23 protein-coding genes are annotated in these 20,762 nt (G+C 63.4%); 15 read left to right on the plus strand and 8 right to left on the minus strand.

The genetic code is table 11. The annotated features are described in order from the left end of the window. Positions 1–26: 26 nt before the first annotated feature. Complete coding sequence (gene cysD / locus ACS3WA_RS00740; protein WP_438276664.1) at positions 27–833, minus strand: sulfate adenylyltransferase subunit CysD; 807 nt, start codon at positions 831–833, stop codon at positions 27–29. Positions 834–1,084: 251 nt separating this feature from the next. Between cysD and cysG the strand changes: the two genes are divergently transcribed. From cysG to ACS3WA_RS00780, 8 genes are all read left to right on the plus strand, one after another. Continuing rightward, positions 1,085–2,515: a siroheme synthase CysG gene (gene cysG / locus ACS3WA_RS00745; RefSeq protein WP_438276665.1), complete on the plus strand. Its 1,431-nt coding sequence runs from the start codon at positions 1,085–1,087 to the stop codon at positions 2,513–2,515. Continuing rightward, positions 2,512–3,249, plus strand: coding sequence for a phosphoadenylyl-sulfate reductase (locus ACS3WA_RS00750; protein WP_438276666.1), 738 nt, complete (start codon positions 2,512–2,514; stop codon positions 3,247–3,249). The genes cysG and ACS3WA_RS00750 overlap by 4 nt, the downstream gene beginning before the upstream one ends. Before the next feature lie 120 nt (positions 3,250–3,369). Beyond that, the gene (locus ACS3WA_RS00755; protein WP_438276667.1) at positions 3,370–4,359 is read left to right on the plus strand and encodes a sulfate ABC transporter substrate-binding protein; all 990 of its coding nucleotides are present in this window, start codon (positions 3,370–3,372) and stop codon (positions 4,357–4,359) included. A 24-nt stretch (positions 4,360–4,383) separates the two neighbouring features. Beyond that, a complete protein-coding gene (gene cysT, locus ACS3WA_RS00760) occupies positions 4,384–5,220 on the plus strand; it encodes a sulfate ABC transporter permease subunit CysT (RefSeq protein ID WP_438276668.1) in 837 nt (278 codons plus the stop codon). 12 nt (positions 5,221–5,232) lie between these two features. Further along, positions 5,233–6,102 (plus strand): sulfate ABC transporter permease subunit CysW, encoded by an 870-nt coding sequence (cysW, locus tag ACS3WA_RS00765; RefSeq protein ID WP_438276669.1) that lies wholly within the window; start codon positions 5,233–5,235, stop codon positions 6,100–6,102. After that, positions 6,092–7,141 carry a sulfate/molybdate ABC transporter ATP-binding protein gene (locus ACS3WA_RS00770; protein ID WP_438276670.1) on the plus strand — a complete coding sequence of 350 codons (1,050 nt, stop codon included), beginning with the start codon at positions 6,092–6,094 and terminating at the stop codon, positions 7,139–7,141. Before cysW ends, ACS3WA_RS00770 begins: the two co-directional genes overlap by 11 nt. A gap of 61 nt (positions 7,142–7,202) precedes the next feature. After that, the gene (locus tag ACS3WA_RS00775) at positions 7,203–7,712 is read left to right on the plus strand and encodes a CAP domain-containing protein (RefSeq protein WP_438276671.1); all 510 of its coding nucleotides are present in this window, start codon (positions 7,203–7,205) and stop codon (positions 7,710–7,712) included. A 130-nt stretch (positions 7,713–7,842) separates the two neighbouring features. After that, positions 7,843–8,631: a 3-hydroxybutyrate dehydrogenase gene (locus tag ACS3WA_RS00780; RefSeq protein WP_438276672.1), complete on the plus strand. Its 789-nt coding sequence runs from the start codon at positions 7,843–7,845 to the stop codon at positions 8,629–8,631. Positions 8,632–8,676: 45 nt separating this feature from the next. Here ACS3WA_RS00780 and ACS3WA_RS00785 read toward each other — a convergent pair whose 3' ends face one another. Continuing rightward, positions 8,677–10,002, minus strand: a complete 1,326-nt coding sequence (locus ACS3WA_RS00785; RefSeq protein WP_438276971.1) for an oligosaccharide flippase family protein — start codon at positions 10,000–10,002, stop codon at positions 8,677–8,679. Between the two features lie 165 nt (positions 10,003–10,167). Beyond that, complete coding sequence (locus tag ACS3WA_RS00790; protein ID WP_438276673.1) at positions 10,168–11,010, minus strand: protein-disulfide reductase DsbD domain-containing protein; 843 nt, start codon at positions 11,008–11,010, stop codon at positions 10,168–10,170. A gap of 136 nt (positions 11,011–11,146) precedes the next feature. On the opposite strand from ACS3WA_RS00790, the gene ACS3WA_RS00795 reads away from it, so the two are divergent. Next, complete coding sequence (locus ACS3WA_RS00795; protein WP_438276674.1) at positions 11,147–11,797, plus strand: YqgE/AlgH family protein; 651 nt, start codon at positions 11,147–11,149, stop codon at positions 11,795–11,797. A 247-nt stretch (positions 11,798–12,044) separates the two neighbouring features. Here the strand turns inward: ACS3WA_RS00795 and ACS3WA_RS00800 are convergent, their stop codons facing one another. Then, complete coding sequence (locus tag ACS3WA_RS00800) at positions 12,045–12,341, minus strand: hypothetical protein (protein WP_438276675.1); 297 nt, start codon at positions 12,339–12,341, stop codon at positions 12,045–12,047. 150 nt (positions 12,342–12,491) lie between these two features. On the opposite strand from ACS3WA_RS00800, the gene ACS3WA_RS00805 reads away from it, so the two are divergent. Continuing rightward, positions 12,492–12,728, plus strand: a complete 237-nt coding sequence (locus ACS3WA_RS00805; protein WP_438276676.1) for a hypothetical protein — start codon at positions 12,492–12,494, stop codon at positions 12,726–12,728. 242 nt (positions 12,729–12,970) lie between these two features. Here ACS3WA_RS00805 and ACS3WA_RS00810 read toward each other — a convergent pair whose 3' ends face one another. After that, positions 12,971–13,297: a hypothetical protein gene (locus tag ACS3WA_RS00810; protein WP_438276677.1), complete on the minus strand. Its 327-nt coding sequence runs from the start codon at positions 13,295–13,297 to the stop codon at positions 12,971–12,973. A 123-nt stretch (positions 13,298–13,420) separates the two neighbouring features. Here ACS3WA_RS00810 and ACS3WA_RS00815 point away from each other — a divergent pair, with 123 nt between their 5' ends. The 3 genes from ACS3WA_RS00815 to ACS3WA_RS00825 all read left to right on the plus strand — a co-directional run bounded on the left by ACS3WA_RS00815 (position 13,421) and on the right by ACS3WA_RS00825 (position 15,374). Further along, complete coding sequence (locus ACS3WA_RS00815) at positions 13,421–13,822, plus strand: metallopeptidase family protein (RefSeq protein ID WP_438276678.1); 402 nt, start codon at positions 13,421–13,423, stop codon at positions 13,820–13,822. A gap of 102 nt (positions 13,823–13,924) precedes the next feature. Continuing rightward, on the plus strand, positions 13,925–14,530 hold the full coding sequence (gene leuD / locus ACS3WA_RS00820) for a 3-isopropylmalate dehydratase small subunit (RefSeq protein ID WP_438276679.1): 606 nt from the start codon (positions 13,925–13,927) through the stop codon (positions 14,528–14,530). Between the two features lie 193 nt (positions 14,531–14,723). Next, on the plus strand, positions 14,724–15,374 hold the full coding sequence (locus tag ACS3WA_RS00825; protein ID WP_438276680.1) for a carbonic anhydrase: 651 nt from the start codon (positions 14,724–14,726) through the stop codon (positions 15,372–15,374). Positions 15,375–15,397: 23 nt separating this feature from the next. Here the strand turns inward: ACS3WA_RS00825 and ACS3WA_RS00830 are convergent, their stop codons facing one another. Then, positions 15,398–16,432: an aspartate-semialdehyde dehydrogenase gene (locus ACS3WA_RS00830; RefSeq protein WP_438273942.1), complete on the minus strand. Its 1,035-nt coding sequence runs from the start codon at positions 16,430–16,432 to the stop codon at positions 15,398–15,400. Between the two features lie 475 nt (positions 16,433–16,907). Between ACS3WA_RS00830 and ACS3WA_RS00835 the strand changes: the two genes are divergently transcribed. Next, positions 16,908–17,300, plus strand: a complete 393-nt coding sequence (locus tag ACS3WA_RS00835) for a hypothetical protein (protein ID WP_438276681.1) — start codon at positions 16,908–16,910, stop codon at positions 17,298–17,300. A gap of 259 nt (positions 17,301–17,559) precedes the next feature. On the opposite strand, the gene leuB is transcribed toward ACS3WA_RS00835, so the two are convergent. Then, positions 17,560–18,672 (minus strand): 3-isopropylmalate dehydrogenase, encoded by a 1,113-nt coding sequence (gene leuB / locus ACS3WA_RS00840; protein WP_438276682.1) that lies wholly within the window; start codon positions 18,670–18,672, stop codon positions 17,560–17,562. 228 nt (positions 18,673–18,900) lie between these two features. Here leuB and ACS3WA_RS00845 point away from each other — a divergent pair, with 228 nt between their 5' ends. Then, positions 18,901–20,097 carry a YbfB/YjiJ family MFS transporter gene (locus tag ACS3WA_RS00845; RefSeq protein ID WP_438276683.1) on the plus strand — a complete coding sequence of 399 codons (1,197 nt, stop codon included), beginning with the start codon at positions 18,901–18,903 and terminating at the stop codon, positions 20,095–20,097. Between the two features lie 114 nt (positions 20,098–20,211). Here the strand turns inward: ACS3WA_RS00845 and ACS3WA_RS00850 are convergent, their stop codons facing one another. Continuing rightward, positions 20,212–20,721, minus strand: coding sequence for a superoxide dismutase family protein (locus ACS3WA_RS00850; RefSeq protein ID WP_438276684.1), 510 nt, complete (start codon positions 20,719–20,721; stop codon positions 20,212–20,214). Positions 20,722–20,762: the final 41 nt, after the last annotated feature.

Genomic DNA, 20,762 nt, shown 5'->3' on the forward strand with positions numbered 1-20,762 from the left:
CGGAAAACGCTCGATTTCGAGTCAGGTCAGAGATAGCCGGCGACCCGAAGCCGCTCGAACGCGTCTTCGGTTTCATGATCGAGTGCGCGCCCGGCGCGTTCCGGGATCTTGCTGCCTTCAAGCTCGATCAGGATCTCGTCGATGGTCGAGGCGGTCGAAGCGACGGGGAAAGTGATGTCGGCATCGCCAAGCGAACGATAGCGTTTGCCGTTCTTGGCCAGATAGAGCGGAATGATCGGAATGTTCTCACGCTTGGTGTAGGCCCAGATGTCAGCTTCGGTCCAATGCAGGATCGGATGGATACGCAGGTGCGCGCCGGGCGGCGGCGAGGCGTTGAACTGGTCCCAGAATTCCGGCGGCTGGTCGCGCACGTCCCATCCGCCCTCCAGGCCGCGCGGCGAAAACACCCGTTCCTTGGCGCGGGTTGCTTCCTCGTCGCGGCGGATGCCGGCGATCAGGCCGTCGAAGCCGTATTTGTTCAGCGCGAGCTTCAACCCCTCGGTCTTGCGCGCCGCTGACCGCGCGGCCGGCGGCAGCGTCGGGTCGACCGCGTCGATCGGCGGACAGTAATCGACCTTGAGATCGAGATCCCACTCCTTGGAATAGCGCTCGCGGAACGCGTACATCTCGGGGAATTTCTTTTCGGTGTCGACATGCAGCGCCGGGAACGGCACGCGACCGAAGAAGGCCTTGCGCGCCAGCCAGATCATCACGTTGGAGTCCTTGCCGAGCGACCACAGGAGCGCGAGCTTTTTCAACCGGGCGAAGGCTTCCCGGAAAATGTAGATGCTCTGCGCTTCCAGCGCATCGAGGTGGTCCATTCCAGGCTGCATGGCCTGCTCCTTGCATGCGCGTTACTACACGCGGTCGACGGCCAAGCCGCTGATTGTCGACGTCAGCGGCCGCCAAAATGCGGATTTCGGAGGCTGAGAAGATGCATCTCTTCCGTGCGGTATTTGGAAGTAGAAAATTCTATACTTTCGTAGCCGCATAGAAGAAATAATTTTCTGTTTGATGCGCTTGCAAGATACATAAATAGAAAATAATTTCAGTCAACCCCGCTGTTGGGGAGAAGAAGCATCGAATGAAATTCCTTCCGATCTTTCTCGATTCTCGCGCCGGTCCGATCCTTCTGGTCGGAGCGGGCGATCCGGTGCGGGCCAGACTGCGCCTGCTGCTGGCCGCGGAAGCGCGGGTTCGCTGGCATGCCACCGATGGCGACTTTGCGGTCGCCGGTCTCGATCCTGCCGCCGCATCGCGGATCGAGCGTGTGGACGACCCCACAACGATCGGGTTGAACGACATCGTCGCGGTGTTCTGCGCGGGCGCCGGCGAGATCGGCATGGCGGTGGCGGCGCGGGCGCGGGCGGCGGGTTTGCCCGTCAACGTGATGGACGATCCCGCGCATTCGAGTTTCATCGTTCCGGCGATCGTCGATCGTGGCGAGGTCGTGGTGGCGGTCGGCACCGGTGGTGCCTCGCCGGTGGTGGCGCGCCGCGTGCGCGAACGCATCGAGGCGATGTTGCCGGCGCGGATCGGCGATCTCGCAGCGCTGATCGGGCGCTGGCGCAGGTCGGTGCACGATCGCATTGCTCATGCGCCATTGCGTCGCCGCTTCTGGGAGCGCGTCGTCGACGGTCCGATCGGCGCTGCGGTTCTTGCCGGCCGCTCCGACGAGGCCGAAAGCGCGCTGACAGCGATCGCCGATCCATCCGCTTACGCGGGCGAACAGAACTCGCGGCAGGCCGAAGGTCATGTCACACTGGTCGGCGCCGGGCCGGGCGATCCGGATCTGCTCACCGTCAAGGCGCTGCGCGCGCTGCAGGACGCCGACATTGTCTTCTACGACGAACTGGTTTCGCCGGAAGTCCTCGATCGCGCCCGCCGCGACGCCGCGCGGGTCCCGGTGGGTCGCCGCGTCGGCAAGCCCGGCATCGGCCAGGACGCGATCAACCGCCTGCTGATCGATGCGGCGAAGTCAGGGCAGCGGGCCGTGCGCCTCAAGGGCGGCGATCCCTTCATTTTCGGGCGCGGCGGCGAAGAGGTCGAGGCCTTGCGTGAGGCCGGTGTCGCCTGTTCGGTGGTTCCGGGAATCACGGCCGCGCTCGGCGCGGCTGCGGAATCGGAGGTGCCGCTGACCTTCCGCCACGAGGCGCTGCGCGTCACCTTCCTCACCGCGCACAAAGCGCGGGATGCGGAGAGCGTGGACTGGTCGGCGCTGACCGACCGGAAGATGACGGTCGTCGTCTACATGGGAATCACGGCGGCCGACGCGATTTGTTCCGGCCTGCTCGCGGCGGGCCGTTCGCCGGAAACGCCGGTCGGCGTGTTCGCGCGCGCCACCCGCCCTGATGCGAAAGCCGTCGTCGGCACGCTGGATCGCCTGCCCGCGCTGGTTCACCGGATCGACGGCCCCGCGATTCTCGTGATTGGCGACGTGGTTTCGCGCTCCGCGCCGTGGCGCAATTCAAACCTGAATTCACTGTTGCAGACATTCCAGATGGCCGCCGAATGACGTCTTCGCCCGACAACAAAAGTACCGCGGCAAGAGTGGCTTCGGTGCTGCCGTCCGCATCGATGCTGAACGATACGCTTCGCGACGCCTCGCCTGCGGACGTGATCACCGCGGCGCTGCGCACGATCGGGCGCGACCGGCTGGCGCTGGTGTCGTCATTTGGTACAGAGTCGGCGGCGCTTCTGAAGGTGATGGCGGACGTCGATCCGGCCATTCCCGTGATCTTCCTCGACACCGGATGGCTGTTCGAGGAGACGCTCGCCTATCGCGACACGTTGATCGCCGCGCTCGGCCTGAAAGACGTTCGCTCCATTCAACCGTCCGAGGATGCGCTGACGCGCGAGGACGCCGCTCGCGAGTTATGGCTCTCCGATCCGGATGCCTGCTGCCGCATCCGGAAAATGGAGCCGCTGGCGCGCGCGCTTACGCCGTTCGACGCCTGGATCAACGGCCGCAAGCGGTTTCAAGGCGGCCTGCGCGCCGACATTCCGGTGGTCGAGGATGACGGGGCGCGGCTGAAATTCAATCCGTTCGCGAACGCCTCACGCGCCGACATCGAGGCGATCTATGCGTCGGCGAAGCTGCCGCCGCATCCGCTCGTCGCATCGGGATTCCTTTCCGTCGGCTGCATGCCATGCACATCGCGCGCCAGCGCCGATGAAGATGCGCGCGCCGGCCGCTGGCGCGGCAGAGGCAAGACGGAATGCGGCATCCACACGATGAAGACTTCGTAGTGGAATGACCCTGCGTCGCCGCAAACATTGAAATGTGGTTTCGTTGACTTGAAGCTGCCGTTTGACGAGTTTCATCAGTCCGCGGCGATGATCGCGCGAGCGGGCCTTATGGAGATGAAAATGCTTCGTCGTAGCTTTATGGTCTTGGCGGGATTGATATGGGCAGGCTCTGCATACGCGGCCGACGTCTCGCTGTTGAATGTTTCATACGATCCGACGCGTGAACTCTATGTCGATTTCAACAAGGCGTTCGCCGCGCACTATCAGAAGGAAACCGGCAAGAGCGTCGAGATCAAGCAATCCCACGGCGGGTCGGGAAAGCAGGCGCGTTCGGTGATCGACGGCCTGCAGGCAGATGTCGTCACCCTGGCGCTCGCCTATGACATTGACGCCATCGCCGAGCGCGGGTTGCTGGCCAAGGACTGGCAGAAGCGGCTGCCGCGGAACTCCTCACCCTATACGTCGACGATCGTCTTCCTGGTGCGCACGGGCAATCCGAAGGGCATCAAGGACTGGGACGATCTGATCAAGCCGGGCGTCAGCGTCATTACGCCGAATCCGAAGACCTCCGGCGGCGCGCGCTGGAATTATCTGGCGGCGTGGGGCTATGCGCTGAAGAAATTCGGTGGAGAGGACAAGGCAAGACAATTTGTCGCCGATATCTACAAGCACGTTCCGGTGCTTGATACCGGCGCGCGCGGCTCGACCGTCACCTTCGTCGAGCGCGGCGTCGGCGATGTGCTGCTCGCCTGGGAGAACGAAGCCTTTCTCGCGCTCAAGGAATTCGGAAAGGACAAGTTCGAGATCGTGGTGCCCTCTATCTCCATTCTGGCGGAACCGCCTGTTGCCGTTGTCGACAAAGTGGTGGACAAGAAGGGTACGCGCGCCGTTGCCGAAGCGTATCTGAAGTACTGGTATACTTCGGATGCGCAGGAGATCGCGGCGCGGAATTTCTACCGTCCCACCGATCCCGACATCATCAAGAAGTATGCCGATGCCTTTCCCAAGGTTGAACTGTTCAAGATCGACGACGTGTTCGGCGGCTGGACCAAGGCGCAAAAGGTCCATTTCGGCGAGGGCGGCATCTTCGATCAGATCTACAAGAACTGATGCGACGGGGCGGAGCGGGGCAACGTGAAAGGAGGATCGGGACGACGACGGACCTTGCCGGGATTCGGCCTCACCATGGGGCTGACGCTGACATGGCTTTCGATCATCATCCTGATTCCCCTTGCGGGTCTGTTTCTCAAGTCGTTCGAATTGAGCCTCGCCCAGTTCGTTGACATCGTCACCAGCCGGCGAACGTTGAATGCGCTGAAGATTTCATTTGGGCTCGCGTTTCTCGCCGCGCTCGTAAATCTGGTGATGGGCGGCATTATCGTCTGGGCGCTGGTCCGCTATCGCTTTCCGGGCCGCCGCATCTTCGATGCGATCGTCGACGTGCCGTTCGCGTTGCCGACCGCCGTTGCGGGAATCGCGCTGACGACGCTGTTCGCGCAGAACGGCTGGCTCGGCGCGCCGCTGGCTGAGCTCGGCATCAAGGTGTCGTTCACGCCGCTCGGCATTTTCGTCGCGATGGTGTTTATCGGCATTCCCTTCGTGGTTCGCACCGTGCAGCCGGTGCTGATCGATCTCGATCCGGAGATCGAGGAGGCAGCCGCGAGCCTCGGCGCCAACCGCTGGCAGACGGTGTCCCGCGTCATTCTGCCGAGCCTTCTGCCCGCGCTACTGACGGGCTTTGCGCTCGCATTCGCGCGCGCGGTCGGCGAATACGGTTCGGTGATCTTCATCGCCGGCAACTTGCCGAACGTGTCGGAGATCGCGCCGCTGCTGATCGTGATCCGGCTGTCCGAATTCCGCTACGCCGACGCGACGGCGATCGCTGTCGTGATGCTGGTAGTGGCGTTCCTGGTCATCTTCCTCGTCAACCGCATGCAACGCTGGGCGCAGCTACGCGTGCCGGCGCATTGAGAGGCGACGTCGATGCCTGAAACCGCGATCGCGGTGCCGCTTGAGCGGACCGATGCCCGCTCTGAACCGCGCTGGGTGCGTGGTCTGCTGATCGGCGTCACCGTCCTGTTTCTCACGATGTTCATCGTGCTGCCGCTGGTGATCGTGTTTGCGGAAGCGTTCGCCAGAGGGACCTACGCCTATCTCGCCGCGCTTGCCGACCCTGAAGCCCTGTCGGCGATCAGGCTGACATTGATAGTTGCGGTGATTTCGGTTGGCCTCAACCTGGTGTTCGGGCTGATTGCCGCCTGGGCGATCGCGAAATTCGAATTCCGGGGAAAGACGCTCCTGATCTCGCTGGTCGATCTTCCGTTCTCGGTGAGCCCTGTCATCTCCGGTCTGGTGTTCGTGCTGTTGTTCGGCGCGCAGGGCTTTCTCGGGCCCTGGCTGCAGGATCACGACATTCAGCTCCTGTTCGCGCTGCCGGGCATCGCGCTGGCGACGACCTTCGTGACCTTTCCCTTCGTATCGCGCGCGCTGATCCCGCTGATGCAGGAGCAGGGGACGGCGGAGGAGGAAGCGGCGCTGTCGCTTGGCGCTTCGGGATTGCAGACCTTCTTCCGCGTCACGCTGCCGAACATCAAGTGGGGCCTGCTCTACGGCGTGCTGCTCTGCAATGCGCGCGCCATGGGCGAGTTCGGCGCGGTGTCCGTCGTATCCGGGCACATCCGCGGCGAGACCAACACCATGCCGCTGCTGGTCGAAATCCTCTACAACGAATATCAATTCGTATCGGCGTTCGCGATCGCCTCGCTGCTGGCGCTGCTGGCGCTGGTCACGCTGGTGGCGAAGACTATTCTCGAACGGCATCTCGACGAAGGGCAACGACCGAGTGAGCATTGAAGTCCGCAATATCGTGAAAAAGTTCGGGGACTTCGCCGCGCTGGACCACGTCGATCTCACGGTGCCGCATGGCGAGCTGATGGCGCTGCTCGGCCCGTCGGGGTCCGGCAAGACCACGCTGCTGCGCATCATCGCCGGGCTGGACTGGCCGGATTCCGGAGAGGTCGCCTTCGACGGCGAGAACGCGTTGTCGCGCGCGCCCGGCGAGCGCAGCGTCGGCTTCGTGTTCCAGCATTACGCGCTGTTCCGCCACATGACGGTGTTCGAGAACGTCGCGTTCGGTCTGCGCGTGCAGCCTCGTTCCGTTCGCAAGGACGAAGCCGCCATCCGCTCGCGGGTCAAGGAGCTGCTGGACCTGGTCCAGCTCGACTGGCTGTCCAGCCGCTATCCGAGCCAGCTTTCGGGCGGCCAGCGTCAGCGCATTGCGCTCGCGCGCGCGCTGGCGATCGAGCCGCGCGTGCTGCTGCTCGACGAGCCGTTCGGCGCGCTCGACGCCAAGGTGCGCAAGGAATTGCGGACCTGGCTGCGCTCGCTGCACGAGGAAATCAACGTCACCTCCATCTTCGTGACCCACGATCAGGAGGAGGCGCTCGAGGTCGCCAATAGCGTGGTGGTGATGGACAAGGGGCGCATCGAGCAGATCGGAACGCCGACCGACGTCTATGACAATCCGCAGACGGCGTTCGTGCACGGCTTCATCGGTGAGTCCATCGTTCTGCCGGTCGAGGTTCATGACGGTTCGGTCCGCCTCGGTGAGACGCCGCTGAATATCGCCGCCGAGCGCGGCAGATCGGGGCCGTCAAAACTGTTTGTTCGCCGCCACGACATGCAGATCAGCCCGCCGGGCTGGGGTGGTCTCGAAGGCACCGTGCGGCGGGTGCGGACCTTCGGCCCGATTCAGCGGGCCGACATCGCCGTGTCCGGCAGCCGGGGCGAAACCCTCATTGAAATCGACGTGCCGCGCGATCGCGAGCTTCGCGACGGCGAGGTCGTCGGTTTGCAGCCGCGGCGCTATCGCATTTTCGCGGACCCGACCTGAGATCGTTCACCTTTCAGCCACGGTTGGTGTGCAACAACTGCGCGTGATTGGGGAATTATGAATGATCCGTATCTTTGCCGCGATTCTTGGCCTTACGATGTTGGCCGGATGCACCGCCGTGGAAAATGCAGTTCCGGAGCAGCCGGCATTTTATCTCGACATGGCCCATGGCGGAGCGAAGCTGGATCCGGTGGTGGCGGCGTCCATGATTTCCGGCTATCGCGCCAATAACGGACTCGGGCCCGTGGCTGTCGATCCGGAATTGATGAAGGTCGCCGAAACGCAATCGATGGTGATGGCCAAGCGCAACAAGATGGACCACGACATCGCCGGCACGTTGCCGAGGCGGCTGGCGGCGGCAGGCTATCCGGCAAAACTGGCGGTCGAAAATATCGGCGCCGGTTACCATACCCTCGCCGAGGCGTTTTCAGGCTGGCGCGATTCGCCGCCTCACCGGGCGAACATGCTGAAGAACGGCGTCACAAAACTGGGCATCGCCGCGACCTATGCTCCGGACAGCAAGTACAAGGTGTTCTGGACGCTCGTTCTCGCCTCCCCGGATGAGCGATAACCCTGGCGTGAAGCGCGTCGCCGTCTGCGGTGATTGACGCCAGCGTGAACCAGCGCCACGCTGCGGCCTCGAGCGACCTTGCGCGCTCGGAAGACGTCGGGACAGGAGAAGGCTCCGACAGGAGACAACAATGACGAAACTGAAAGGCAAAACCGCGGTCGTCACTGGCTCGACCAGCGGCATAGGCCTCGCCTACGCCCGCGCTTTCGCCGGCGCCGGCGCCAATGTCGTGATCAACGGATTCGGCGCGGCCGCCGATATCGAGAAGGAGCGCTCCGCCATCGAGAGCGAGTTCAAGGTCGGGGCGGCCTATTCGCCGGCCGACATGACCAGGCCGGACGAGATCGCGGGCATGATCGCGCTCGGCGAGACGTCCTTCGGCGCGGTCGATATCCTCGTCAACAATGCGGGCATCCAGTTCGTCGCGCCGATCGAGGAGTTTCCGCGCGAGAAATGGGACGCGATCATCGCCATCAACCTGTCGTCGGCGTTTCACACCATCCGCGCCGCCGTTCCCGGCATGAAGCAACGCGGCTGGGGCCGCATCATCAATACCGCCTCGGCGCATTCGCTGGTGGCCTCGCCTTTCAAATCGGCCTATGTCGCCGCAAAGCACGGCATCGCCGGTCTCACCAAGACGGTGGCGCTGGAGCTTGCGGCTCACAAGATCACCTGCAACTGCATTAGTCCGGGTTATGTCTGGACGCCGCTGGTCGAGAAGCAGATTCCCGACACCATGAAGGCGCGCGGCATGACAAAAGAGCAGGTCATCAACGACGTGCTGCTCGCGGCGCAGCCGACCAAGCAGTTCGTCACCGTGGAGCAGGTCGCAGCTCTGGCACTTTATCTGTGCGGCGACGATGCCGCGCAGATCACCGGCAGCAATCTGTCGATCGATGGCGGCTGGACGGCTGCGTGATTTTTCCTTCTCCCGCACGGGAAGAGGGAAAGATTCCGAAAGTGCCTACCGCTTCTTCCCGAACGCCAGCACGTGCAGGCCCAGTCTGCGGCGCACGATCCAGAACAGCAGCACGGTCTCGAACGCGAGCGACATCGAGGTGGCGGCGGCGGCGCCGTGGCCGCCGTAGCGCGGCACCAGCGCGAAGCACAGCACGACGTTCATGCCGAAGGCCATCGCATAGGCCGACGCGCAGGCGTGCTGATGGCCGAGCATGTTGAGCAGCCGCTCGACCGGGCCGATGGCCGATCGGACCACCAGTCCGATCGCGGCGACGAACATGATGCTGTAGCCGGCGACGAATTGCGGTCCGAACAGCCACAGCATCGGCCTGCCGAGCGCGAGCAGGACCAGCGTCGCGGCGAGCGATGGCCAGAACGTCCACTTGATCGCATGAGCGACGTAGGCCGACAGCCGCTCCCTGTCGCCGGCGGCGTGATATTCGGTGAAGCGGTGAGCGGTCGTCGCCGACATCGCGTAGTGAATGAACGACACCAGCGCCAGCGTCTTGACCACGGCGAAGTAGACGCCGACCTCCTCGGAGGAACGGAACTGCTGCAGCACCAGCACGTCGGTATACGACAGCAACAGATAGAAACTTTCGACCAGAAGGATCGGCAGCGACACCGCGAGCCAGCCGCGGAAATCGTGCTCTTTCGGCCCGGCCGCGACGACGGTGCCGAGCCTGCGGTTGAGCACGATCATTTGCCCGATCATGGCGACCCACACCGCGGCCGTGCTGGCCAGCATGGCGATGGCGGCGCTGAGATGGAATCCGAGAACGAAGGCGCCGGCGGTGAAACCGATGATCAGCGACTGCCGCACGATGAATTGCGGCATCAATCCGAGCCGCATCCAGTCGTGCGAACGCGCGATGCCATCCTGGGTATTGGCGACCACGAAGGCGGGCAGCGTCAGGCAGCCGATATAGAGCGGCAGGACCGTCGCCGCGTCGATCCACGGCGACAGCAGTCTGACGAGGCCGGCGAGCAGCAGCGAGATCAGCGCGGCCACGATGAACGTCATCCAGCGGCTGCCGCTCAGGAATCCGCGCAGCCGCGCGTCGTCGCCGCTGGCGCGGTATTCCGGAATGATCTTCTGCGCCGACGCCGAGATGCCGAAATCCATCATGCTGCCGAGCAGCAGCACCCAGGTCCAGACATACACATACACGCCGTAATCGGAGCCGCCCATCCAGCGCGCCAGCAGAATCTGCGCGACGTAAGCGAGCCCGGCGCTGATAACGCGGATGATGAAGATCGTGCCGGCGAGGCGCTTGGTCAGCGAAGCCTCGTTTGATCCATTCAGCATCGCGCGCAACCGCCCGACCATGCCGGACGATCGCCTCGCGGGCGCGGATGGAGTGTCCGTTACGGCCACGACGGAATCCTCGTGAGGGGGGAGCGCGCCACGGTCTGGAGCTAGCAACGATTCGTTAAGATTCGGTTGGACGGGACGCGGAGTCCGGACCTCGCGGCGGAGATTCCACGCGTTGTCTTAGTCCAGATTGACGTTGAACTCGTAGGCCTGCTTGCCGCTTACCAAAGTCAGTTTCAGGGCGGCGCCTTCCGGCTTGGTGTCCGGCGGCAGGCCCTCGAGGTTGAACGAAAACCGTTTCACGCCGCGCGGCGCGCGATTGAGTCGCGTCGGAATCGGCAGAGCCCAGTCCGGTGTCGGACCTTCGACGAAGAGGTCGACATCGTCCTTGGGATTGACGGTCACGACATCGACGGTCACGGCGGATTCTCCCTTGCGCTTGACGTCACGGATCGTCAGCGGATTGGGGTCGCCGACCCTGGCCGGCTTCGGCACCGTATCGAGCGCGGCCGCCAGCGCGCTGTCCTCCGTGCTGGCGACGCTGACGAAAGGAAGCTCGATGCTGGCTTCGACGGGAACGCACAGCTTGGCGCAGACCGCGTAGGTGATGGTCGCGCGGAGCGTGATCGGCTTGTCGGCATTTTTGGCGGCAATGCGCAGCGGCAGCACGACCTGATCGTGGTATCCAAGCGAGTGTCCACCCGCGCCGTCCGGAAATTTCGATGGCGCCGGCCACAGCACGGTCACGGCGTCGACATTGTCCGACCTGGAGAAATCGAAACGCGGCGGCACCCCGGAATCGCCCGGCGTGCGCCAGTAGGTTTTCCAGCCCGGCTCAAGCTGAAACGCGACGCCGCCGAGCAGTACCGCTCCGCTGCGCGAGCCAGCGAGAAGGCGGACCGCGGAGTGGCTACCCCGCTGCCAGGGCGAGGCGTCCTGCGCCGTCGCCGGAGCCGAAAACGCGACAGCCAGCAACGCGACCGCAATACCGGACCTCGCATCGAGGGGAACCTTGGTGATCATCCGACGTCCTTACAGGCAGGTGATGCCCCAAACCATTGAAATGCTTGTGATCCGCTGTTTAGCCGGGGCGGGGAGGTTGATTGACAGAACAAACGTCCAATATCAGGATGTGAGGGCAACATGAGGGTCATTGCCGATGGATCCAGCGCGTAAGAGGCCCGGCAGGGATCGTCGTCTGGTGGACGAAAGCGACGCCGACGACGCGGACCGAAGCTATCTGGACGGCCAGTTGCTGATTGCGATGCCGGTCATCGACGATGAACGGTTCGCGCGTTCCGTGATCTATGTTTGCGCGCACTCGTCCGAGGGAGCGATGGGCATTATCCTGAATCGGCCCGCCGGAAGTGTCGATTTCACCGATCTGCTGGTGCAACTCGACATCATCAAGAGGTCCGATCAGATCAAGCTGCCGGAAACCGCGGAGGCGATGAAGGTGATGAAGGGCGGCCCGGTCGAAACCGGCCGCGGCTTCGTGCTGCATTCAAGCGATTTCTTCATCGAGGATGCGACGCTGCCGATCGACGAGGGCATCTGCCTGACCGCGACTCTCGACATCCTGGAAGCCATTGCGAAAGGCGCCGGACCGAAACATGCGATCCTGGCGCTTGGTTATGCCGGCTGGGCGCCGGGCCAGCTCGAGACGGAAATCCAGGACAATGGCTGGCTGCATTGTCCGGCCGATCCGGACCTGATCTTCGGGCGCGACGTCGAGGATAAATATGCCCGCGCGCTGCACAAGATCGGCATCGATCCCGGCATGTTGTCGAACGAAGCCGGCCACGCCTGAGCGGACGGTTTTTTCGCTTTTATGACAGCGGCATCCTCTACGCGGACCTGATCCGGGCATCGTGAGGGAGTACGGTCACGGCAAGGTCATGGCAAAGAGAGCGTCGTGGTCCGGGCGCGGTGCAGCGCGAAACGCTGCGCCCGCTGCAGACTCCGTCGGTTTCAGAGGTAGCGAAGCCACAATCTTGACGCCGTGGTCTTGACGCCGTGGTCCGGGGCGAATGGGTTTCGGACTTCGCCGGACGCTCTCACCAGGACGGATCGAGGCCGTAACCGAAGCCGAACGGAAAGAACGGCGCCGGCCCCTGTGGCACGTAGTACGTCGGCCTTTCGTAATAATGCCGGCCGTGCACATAAACGCGCGGACGATGGTGCCGATGGCGATGACTCCGTCCGGAGCGATGAGCCGCGCTCACATCGGTCGCCGCCGTGGATTGTGCTGCGATGGTGCCCGATCGGATGGCCGCCTCCGCACTGTCGCCGGATGCCGCCCAGGATAACGTCACGATCGCCGCCGCGAGGCTCACGCCGAAAGACATCTTCATGGCAATTTCCTGTAGCGTTTCCGCGTGCGTCCTGCTGACCATGTCGGTTGATTATATCGACGCCGTCTCAAAAAAACAGGCCCGCGATGCGGGCCTGTTCGAGTCCGGCAGGGAAACCCGTCAAGCGGGTTCGAATCAGCGCCAGTGACGATGGTGGTGGTGGTGATGATGCCAGTGGCGAGGATGGCGATGCGGCCGCCAATGGCGGTGATGGGGATGAGGTCTCCAGTGACGGTGATGATGATGCCCCCACTGCACGTCGGTGGTCAGCTTGCCCGCGTCGCCCTGCGCGCCCGCGGCGATGCCTGGACTGATTGGCGTTGCCGCCTGCGCCTGCTGCGCGGGAGCCGCGACAACAAGGAGTGCGCCAAGGGCGGCGAATCCTAGAATCTTCTTCAAATGCATGTGGACCTCCATGGAAGGAAACCAATAACGACGAACTGCAGCAGATGGTTCCATCTCGCCACAATGCGAGCAACGAACCTAGAAGCGGCGATCTGAATGCGGCGTGAATGAGCGTGTGCAATGACGGGCGACAATGCGCCGCACGGCCTGCCCTACCAACTCGTTGAAAACGGATAGGTTGATAACGGATAGATGGAGCCGAACCCGCGTCTCGCGCGGCGCACTCAGCCGTGACGCCAATAACAGTTCATCCGCGGAACAATCACCGTCCCGCTCGGCCGAAACTCCTGCACATAATGAGCGGTGCAGTCGCGAACGGCGTCGGGACCGGGATTGTACTTCGGATAAACTCCGCGCTCGTCTTCGCGATAGATGCGCACGCGTGGCCGACGCGTCTGAGCCGACAGGTCGGACGCCGCGCGGTCGGTGCTATGCGCCGCCGTTTGCGCCTGCGCGCCGTAGACAAACAGCAGCGTACCCGGCACCAGCAACAACAGCAGCAACGTCGCTGCTCCCGTCGCAAGCCCCGCCGCCGTCATTCTGACGTTCATGACCGTGCCCCGATCGCCCCTGCGGCGAACGGTCTCCGATTGCCGCGCCCGCGTCAACTGCAAGACCGCCTTTGATCGCAAAAATCTGGTGCCGGGACGGTAAACACGGGTTAAACAAACGCCATGTGGACGTCCGCCAAAGCCCCCTCGCTGGCTGACATGGAAGCCATGGCGCACGACATTTTCGCGCGCCTGCCCGAGCGTTTCCGGCGTCTGTGCGAGGGCCTCATCATTCGCGTCGAGGATTTCCCGACCGAGGAGGTGCTCGACGAGATGAAGGCCGACAGCGAATACGATCTGCTGGGGCTGTTCCAGGGCACGGGCCTGCCGTTCCAGAGTCACGACGACATCGCCAGGCTGCCCAACCTGATCTGGCTCTATCGCCGTCCCATCATCGATTACTGGGCCGAGCATGATGAAACGCTTGCTCGCATCATCAGCCATGTGTTGGTCCACGAAATCGGCCACCACTTCGGGCTGTCGGATGCCGACATCGAGGCGATCGAGGCGCAGGCGGCGGGTTAGAGCGTTGCCAGGCGAAGAAAACGCGTCAATTCAAAATCATAGATGGACCTTGGATCGAGGCCGGGATCGGGATAAATAATGGCTGATCACGAGGACCCTGCCATGGACAAGTTCACAACGCTGGAAGGCGTCGCTGCGCCGCTGAAGATCATCAATGTCGACACCGACATGATCATTCCGAAGCAGTATCTGAAGACCATCAAGCGCACCGGCCTTGGCAAGGGACTTTTCTCGGAACAGCGCTACAAGGAAGACGGCTCGGAAAATCCGGACTTCGTTCTCAACAGGCCGGCCTATCGCAACGCCAAAATCCTGGTCGCCGGGGACAATTTCGGCTGCGGCTCGTCGCGCGAGCACGCGCCCTGGGCGCTGCTCGATTTCGGCATCCGCTGCGTGATCTCGACCTCGTTCGGCGACATCTTCTACAACAACTGCTTCAAGAACGGCATTCTGCCGATCCGCGTGACGCAGGCCGACCTCGACAAGCTGTTCGACGACGCCGAGCGCGGCGCCAATGCGACGCTGACCATCGATCTCACCAACCAGGAAATCCGCGGCCCCGACGGCGGCAAGGCGACATTCGACATCGATCCGTTCCGAAAGCACTGCCTGCTGAACGGCCTCGACGATATCGGGCTGACGATGGAAAAGAAGGCGGCGATCGACAGCTACGAGGACAAGGCGAAGCGCGAACGCGCCTGGGCCTAACCGCTTGCCCGCCTGATCGCTTTCCGAAAACGCCCGGCGCCGATGCACGGGGCGCGGAGCGGACGGCGGCCAAAAGATATATGCCCGGTTGCGGACTGTGCCCGCGCCGACAGCATTCGCGGCATGGCGTCGAAAGCCTTGTCCGGACCGTCCGGCTGTGGTTTCACCGAGCGGACGACGGACGAGGTGCGACGTGAAAGCTTTCCCGCAACAACTGATCAACGGCTATCGCGCCTTCACCACGCAGCGGCTGCCGACCGAGCAGTCCCGCTATCGTGCGCTGTCCGAACGCGGCCAGTCGCCCGAAACGATGGTGATCGGCTGCTGCGATTCGCGGGTTTCTCCGGAGGCGATTTTCGATGCCGGGCCCGGCGAACTGTTCGTGGTGCGCAACATCGCCAATCTGGTGCCGGTCTATCAGCCGGACGCCAACGCCCATGGCGTCTCGGCCGCACTGGAATTCGGGGTGCAGGTGCTCAAGGTGAAGCACATCGTGATCCTCGGGCATGCGCAATGCAGCGGCATCAGCGCCATCATCAACAAGGCGAAGCCGCTGTCGCCGGGCGACTTCATCGGCAGATGGATGGCGATGTTCATCAAGCCCGGCGAGGTGGTCGAGCAGCGCGAGCGGGAAACGATGAAGGAATTCGCCACCCGCATCGAGAAGGCGGCGGTATTCCGCAGCATCGAAAATCTGATGACCTTTCCCTTCGTGCGGAACTCCGTCGAGAACGGCCATCTTACCCTGCATGGCGCTTATTTCAGCGTCGCCGAAGGCTCACTCTACGTGCTGGATCTGGCGGCCAAGGAATTCCGCAGCGTCAGGGACAATAGCCTGATTTGAGACGCTCGCTCCGCGACTCAAGGTCAGGCGGCTTTCCGCTTGGCGCTGATCAGCTTGCGGTTGATCAGGCACTCTGCGATCTGGACCGCGTTGAGCGCCGCGCCCTTGCGCAGATTGTCGGACACGACCCACATCGACAGCCCGTTCTCCACCGTCGCATCCTCGCGGATGCGGCTGATGTAGGTGGCGTCCTCGCCGGCCGATTCGTACGGCGTGACGTAGCCGCCCGGCTCGTGCTTGTCGATCACGAGACAACCGGGCGCATTGCGCAGGATGCTGCGCGCCTCGTCCGGCGTGATGGGCTTCTCGAACTCGATGCTGACGGCCTCCGAATGGCCGATGAACACCGGCACGCGCACGCAGGTCGCGGTCAGCCTGATTTTGGGATCAAGAATCTTCTTGGTCTCCGCCATCATCTTCCATTCTTCCTTGGTGTAACCATCCTCCATGAACACGTCGATCTCGGGGATGACGTTGAAGGCGATACGCTTCGGGAACTTCTTGGCGACGAGCTCGCTCGCGGTATAGACCGCCTTGGTCTGCGCGAACAATTCGTCCATGCCGTCCTTGCCGGCACCCGAAACCGACTGATAGGTCGCGACCACGACGCGCTTGATGACGGCCTTGTCGTGCAGCGGCTTCAACGCCACCACAAGCTGCGCGGTCGAGCAGTTCGGATTGGCAATGATATTCTTCCTGGTGAAACCCGCAACCGCGTCCGCGTTGACCTCGGGCACGATCAGCGGAACGTCCGGATCCATCCGCCAGGTCGACGAGTTGTCGATCACAACCGCGCCTGCCGCGCCGATCTTCGGCGACCATTCCTTCGACACGGCGCCGCCAGCCGACATCAGGCAGATATCGACGTCGCCGAAATCGTGATTTTCCAGCGCTTTGACCTTGAGGGTTTTGTCGCCGTAGGACACCTCGGTGCCGACGCTGCGGCGCGAGGCCAGCGCCACCACCTCGTCAGCGGGGAATTTCCGCTCGTCCAGAATGTTGAGCATTTCACGCCCGACATTGCCGGTCGCTCCGACCAGCGCGACTTTGTAACCCATCGTTCACTCTCCGAAGAAATCGCCTTCCCGGGTCGCCTGCGCGCGAAACGAGGAAAGACGCTGCGCTTCTATGCGAGAAACGTCCTCAAGACAACGCCGGACCCTGGTTCCTGACATGACCGATTCGGTCCCGAGAAGTCCGCCGACGCTTCTTTGCGTTTTGCCAGCTTCGCCGAGGGCAGGCGCGAGGAAATGAAATCTGCTGGTCGGGACGGTTCGCGGCACCGCGCCCGCATCCAGGCCAACCCGCGCATGAGCGCGATCCAGCCGATAGGCTTATATCTCCCTGAAAACAAAGGCACATCTGTGTCAGTCGCCAGGCCGGACAGGCTCTCAAATTCATGCCGATGCGCGTCGGATCGAAGCAACATTTCCGGCCCGGCTGCATTATTCTCGCAAGGTGTGGCGCGATTGGCCTTGTGGCGCGAGCCCCCCGGACGATAAAAAGGTGGTCGATCGGATCTATGAGGACACGATGACTGTGAAATTCTCCGCCACGACCCGGGCTGCGAAAAACGTCGCGCTGTTGCTTGCGGCGGCTGCCTTCGTCGCGGTCGGCTTTGCCGCCTCTGACGCGAGCGCGGCAAAACGCAAAGTCCATGATCGCAGCGGCGCTTACGGTTCAGGTGGACCCAACGTGTCCTACCAGTCCGGCCCACGCACCCGCGTCTATATCTCCAAGCGATCATGGCTGGATGCCGGCACCGAGGTGCTGCCCGGCGAGCGCAAGTTCACCGACTATGCTTTTCCGCCGGACGTCGGTTATCCCTCATTCGCCCGCGAAAACCTGAACCGGCCGATCGACCGGCAGCCGCTCAGCCCGCCGTCCGATCTCGGCGGATATCCGACGGCGTTTCCGCTGTACTGAACCCGGCCTCGGCGTTTCTCAGCCTGTTTGGAAAGTCACCGGGCACTTCCCGGCCGTTCCCCGGACGCAGCCCAGCGTAAAACGGTGCGCTGCTGAGCCGGAGGTCTTTGCGAGGTTTTCTGCAACGATCCCGGGTCTGCGCAGCGTCACTTCGTACCACAACGCGCCCGGGACACCCGGAAAGCAAACTTTTCAAACAGGCTCAACAAAAATGCCCGGCACGACCGGGCATTTTTGTTGAGCGACGCCGGATTGGCACTCAGGCGTGCAGCGCCTGAAGTTCCTCCACAATCGCCTCGCCCATCTGCGACGTGCTGATAACGGTCGAGCCTTCGGATTTCAGGTCGGCCGTGCGCAGGCCCTTCGCGAGCACCGCCGCGATCGCGGCATCGAGCTTGTCGGCGAGTTCGCCCATGTCGAAGGAATAGCGCAGCGCCATCCCGAACGACGCCAGCATCGCGATCGGATTGGCCGCGCCCTGCCCCGCGATATCGGGCGCCGAGCCATGCACGGGCTCGTAAAGCGCGCGGCGCTTTTTGGTTTTCGCATCGACGTCGCCGAGCGAGGCCGACGGCAGCATCCCGAGCGAACCCGTCAGCATCGCCGCGATGTCGGAAAGCATGTCACCGAACAGGTTGTCGGTGACGATCACGTCGAACTGCTTGGGACGGCGCACGAGCTGCATGCCACCAGAATCCGCGAGCTGATGATCGAGCGCGACGTCCTTGTATTCGCGCTGATGGACTTGCGTCACCACCTCGTGCCAGAGCACACCGGACTTCATGACGTTGCGCTTTTCCATCGAGGTCAGCTTGTTGCGACGCTTGCGCGCAAGATCGAAGGCGACGCGCGCGATGCGCTCGATCTCGCAGGTGTCGTAGACCTGAGTATCGACGGCGCGCTTCTGGCCGTTGCCAAGATCGGTGATGGTTTTCGGCTCGCCGAAATAGACCCCGCCGGTCAGTTCGCGCACGATCATGATATCGAGGCCCTCGACGAGATCCCGCTTGAGGCTGGAGGATTCCGCGAGCGCCGGATAGCAGATCGCCGGACGCAGGTTGGCGTAGAGCGCGAGGTCCTTGCGCAGCCGGAGCAGCCCGGCTTCCGGCCGCACCTCATAGGGCACCGGGTCCCACTTCGGCCCGCCGACCGCACCGAACAGCACGGCGTCGGCGGCGAGCGCCCTCGCCATGGTGGCGTCGGTGATGCTGACCTTGTCTGCGTCATAGGACGCGCCGCCGACGAGCCCGTCCTCTGTTTCGAATTTGGCGATGCCCTGCGCGTCCAGCCACCCGATCAGCCGCTTCACCTCCGCCATCACCTCCGGGCCGATGCCGTCGCCGGGCAGGAGAAGCAGCTTGTAAGTCGCCATGACAAAGTCCTTGCGAGATGATTGCGTCATTCCGGACGCCGAGCGCGAGCGCGGCGATCCGGAATCCAAGCCTGATGTCAGATATGGATTCCGGGTTCGCGCCTTCGGCACGCCCCGGAATGACGGAATGCCGATTGCTAGGACGGCGTTGCGCCGTTGGCAAGACGCCTTTGCGCCAATTGCCTCGCCTTCCGAAGCTGCCACAATGCGCCCTGCCGGAGGTTCGATTTGATCGCACCAGAAAGACCAACCGCGGACGCGAACCCCACGCGGCTGATTCTGGTCCTGTCGCTTGCGGCCACCGTCGGCCTCGGCCTGGGCCGATTCGCCTATTCGCTGGTACTGCCGGACATGCGCGACAGCCTCGGCTGGTCCTATTCGGCGGCCGGCTTCATGAATACGATCAATGCGGCCGGCTACCTCGCCGGCGCGCTGATCGCGGCCTCGGTCGCAAAGCGATTCGGCACCGTGGCAAGCACACGCTGGTCGACGGCGGCCGCCGCCGTCTCGCTGGCGCTCTGCGCGCTGACGGGAAACTTCATCGTTCTCAGCTTCGCCCGCCTGATCGTCGGAATCGCCGCGGCGATCGGATTCGTCGCCGGCGGAACATTGGCCACGACGATCGCGCAGTCGCAGCCGGCGCGATCGAACTTCCTGATCAGCCTGTTCTACATCGGCCCCGGCATCGGCATTCTCTCATCGGGCCTCATCGCACCGTTCGTGCTGCAATATTTCGGACCCGGATCATGGTGGATCGTGTGGTGGGTGATGGCCGCGCTCGCTTTCGTGATGACGGTGCCGATGTTCGTAGCACGCTTCGATGTCGCGGCGGGCGGTCCGCAGACTGCACGGGGACGCTTCGCGATTGGCCCCGCCATCATCTTCCTCGCAGGCTACTTCCTGTTCGGCGCCGGCTATATCGCCTACATGACGTTCATGATCGCCTATGTCCGCGACGGCGGCGGCGGCGCGCTGGCGCAAAGCGCGTTCTGGAGCCTGATCGGCCTGAGCACGCTTGCTACTCCGTGGATCTGGCGGCGCACCTTTGGCCTCGACCGCGGCGGTCTCAGCATGGCCATCGTCCTTGGCGTCAACACCGTCGGCGCGGCGCTGCCGCTGCTGGGCCATACGCCGCTCCTGCTTGGATTGTCGGCGCTGGTGTTCGGCGTGTCGTTTTTCGCGGTGGTGACATCGACCACCGCGTTCGTGCGCTTCAACTATCCGCCCGCGGCATGGCCCACGGCAATCGCGGCGATGACAATATCCTTCGGCATCGGACAGACGGTCGGGCCTGTCATGGTCGGCGCGATCACCGACGCCATGGGCAGCCTGTCCTACGCGCTCAACGTCTCCGCGGCGATGCTGGCTGCCGGCGCGATCCTGTCCGCGTTCCAGCGGCGGCTACGGCGCGATCCAACATCCTGAGTCATTTGGAGTGAGGGGTGAACGCTCCCTCACCCGGAGCCTTCGGCTCCGACCTCTCCCCGGCGGGGAGAGGCAAGGAGACCCCCATCCCAATCCACCTGACAGTGATGGACTCTACTGGATGACGCCGCAGGCGATGCGGCCGCCGGCCTCGCCGGTCGGATCGGTCTTGTAGTCGTCCGCCGCCGCGTGAATGACGATGGCGGTGCCGTCCGGCTTCAGAACCGAATTCGGCTTGTCCTTGTCGAGCGTGACCGCGGTATTGACCACTTCCAGTTTCAACTCGCCCGAGGCCGGCACGACGAGGTTCGGCATGTCGCCTGCATGGTGACCATCGGCTGCCATCATGCCGTGCTTCTTGTTGGCGGGATTGAAATGACCGCCCGCCGACGTAAACGGCGGCTCGCATTTGCCGACCGCGTGAATGTGAAAAGCATGCTCGCCGGGCGGCAGACCCTTGAGGGCAGCCTTGAGCAGAACCCCGTCATCGACCTGGGTGAGTTCGACGGTGCCGACATCGACGCCCTGGGCGTTTTTCAGAGAAGCCTTGGCGGAATTGGCCGAAGCCGCGGTCGCGGTCACGGTCAGGAGCGTCGCCGCCGCGAACAGGGTACGAGCGATCATGGAAAACCTCCGGCTGGGGAATCAGGGCTTCGGATATAGCG

The sequence above is a fragment of the Nitrobacter sp. genome (genome assembly GCF_051535235.1).
Taxonomy (GTDB): domain Bacteria; phylum Pseudomonadota; class Alphaproteobacteria; order Rhizobiales; family Xanthobacteraceae; genus Nitrobacter.

Bases quoted from the DNA above. Each gene is read 5' to 3' on its own strand.
- cysD (WP_438276664.1), bottom strand. From the start codon at position 833: ATGCAGCCTGGAATGGACCACCTCGATGCGCTGGAAGCGCAGAGCATC.
- cysG (WP_438276665.1), top strand. From the start codon at position 1,085: ATGAAATTCCTTCCGATCTTTCTCGATTCTCGCGCCGGTCCGATCCTT.
- ACS3WA_RS00750 (WP_438276666.1), top strand. From the start codon at position 2,512: ATGACGTCTTCGCCCGACAACAAAAGTACCGCGGCAAGAGTGGCTTCG.
- ACS3WA_RS00755 (WP_438276667.1), top strand. From the start codon at position 3,370: ATGCTTCGTCGTAGCTTTATGGTCTTGGCGGGATTGATATGGGCAGGC.
- cysW (WP_438276669.1), top strand. From the start codon at position 5,233: ATGCCTGAAACCGCGATCGCGGTGCCGCTTGAGCGGACCGATGCCCGC.
- ACS3WA_RS00775 (WP_438276671.1), top strand. From the start codon at position 7,203: ATGATCCGTATCTTTGCCGCGATTCTTGGCCTTACGATGTTGGCCGGA.
- ACS3WA_RS00780 (WP_438276672.1), top strand. From the start codon at position 7,843: ATGACGAAACTGAAAGGCAAAACCGCGGTCGTCACTGGCTCGACCAGC.
- ACS3WA_RS00785 (WP_438276971.1), bottom strand. From the start codon at position 10,002: ATGGTCGGGCGGTTGCGCGCGATGCTGAATGGATCAAACGAGGCTTCG.
- ACS3WA_RS00790 (WP_438276673.1), bottom strand. From the start codon at position 11,010: ATGATCACCAAGGTTCCCCTCGATGCGAGGTCCGGTATTGCGGTCGCG.
- ACS3WA_RS00795 (WP_438276674.1), top strand. From the start codon at position 11,147: ATGGATCCAGCGCGTAAGAGGCCCGGCAGGGATCGTCGTCTGGTGGAC.
- ACS3WA_RS00800 (WP_438276675.1), bottom strand. From the start codon at position 12,341: ATGAAGATGTCTTTCGGCGTGAGCCTCGCGGCGGCGATCGTGACGTTA.
- ACS3WA_RS00805 (WP_438276676.1), top strand. From the start codon at position 12,492: ATGGTGGTGGTGGTGATGATGCCAGTGGCGAGGATGGCGATGCGGCCG.
- ACS3WA_RS00810 (WP_438276677.1), bottom strand. From the start codon at position 13,297: ATGAACGTCAGAATGACGGCGGCGGGGCTTGCGACGGGAGCAGCGACG.
- ACS3WA_RS00815 (WP_438276678.1), top strand. From the start codon at position 13,421: ATGTGGACGTCCGCCAAAGCCCCCTCGCTGGCTGACATGGAAGCCATG.
- leuD (WP_438276679.1), top strand. From the start codon at position 13,925: ATGGACAAGTTCACAACGCTGGAAGGCGTCGCTGCGCCGCTGAAGATC.
- ACS3WA_RS00830 (WP_438273942.1), bottom strand. From the start codon at position 16,432: ATGGGTTACAAAGTCGCGCTGGTCGGAGCGACCGGCAATGTCGGGCGT.
- ACS3WA_RS00835 (WP_438276681.1), top strand. From the start codon at position 16,908: ATGACTGTGAAATTCTCCGCCACGACCCGGGCTGCGAAAAACGTCGCG.
- leuB (WP_438276682.1), bottom strand. From the start codon at position 18,672: ATGGCGACTTACAAGCTGCTTCTCCTGCCCGGCGACGGCATCGGCCCG.
- ACS3WA_RS00850 (WP_438276684.1), bottom strand. From the start codon at position 20,721: ATGATCGCTCGTACCCTGTTCGCGGCGGCGACGCTCCTGACCGTGACC.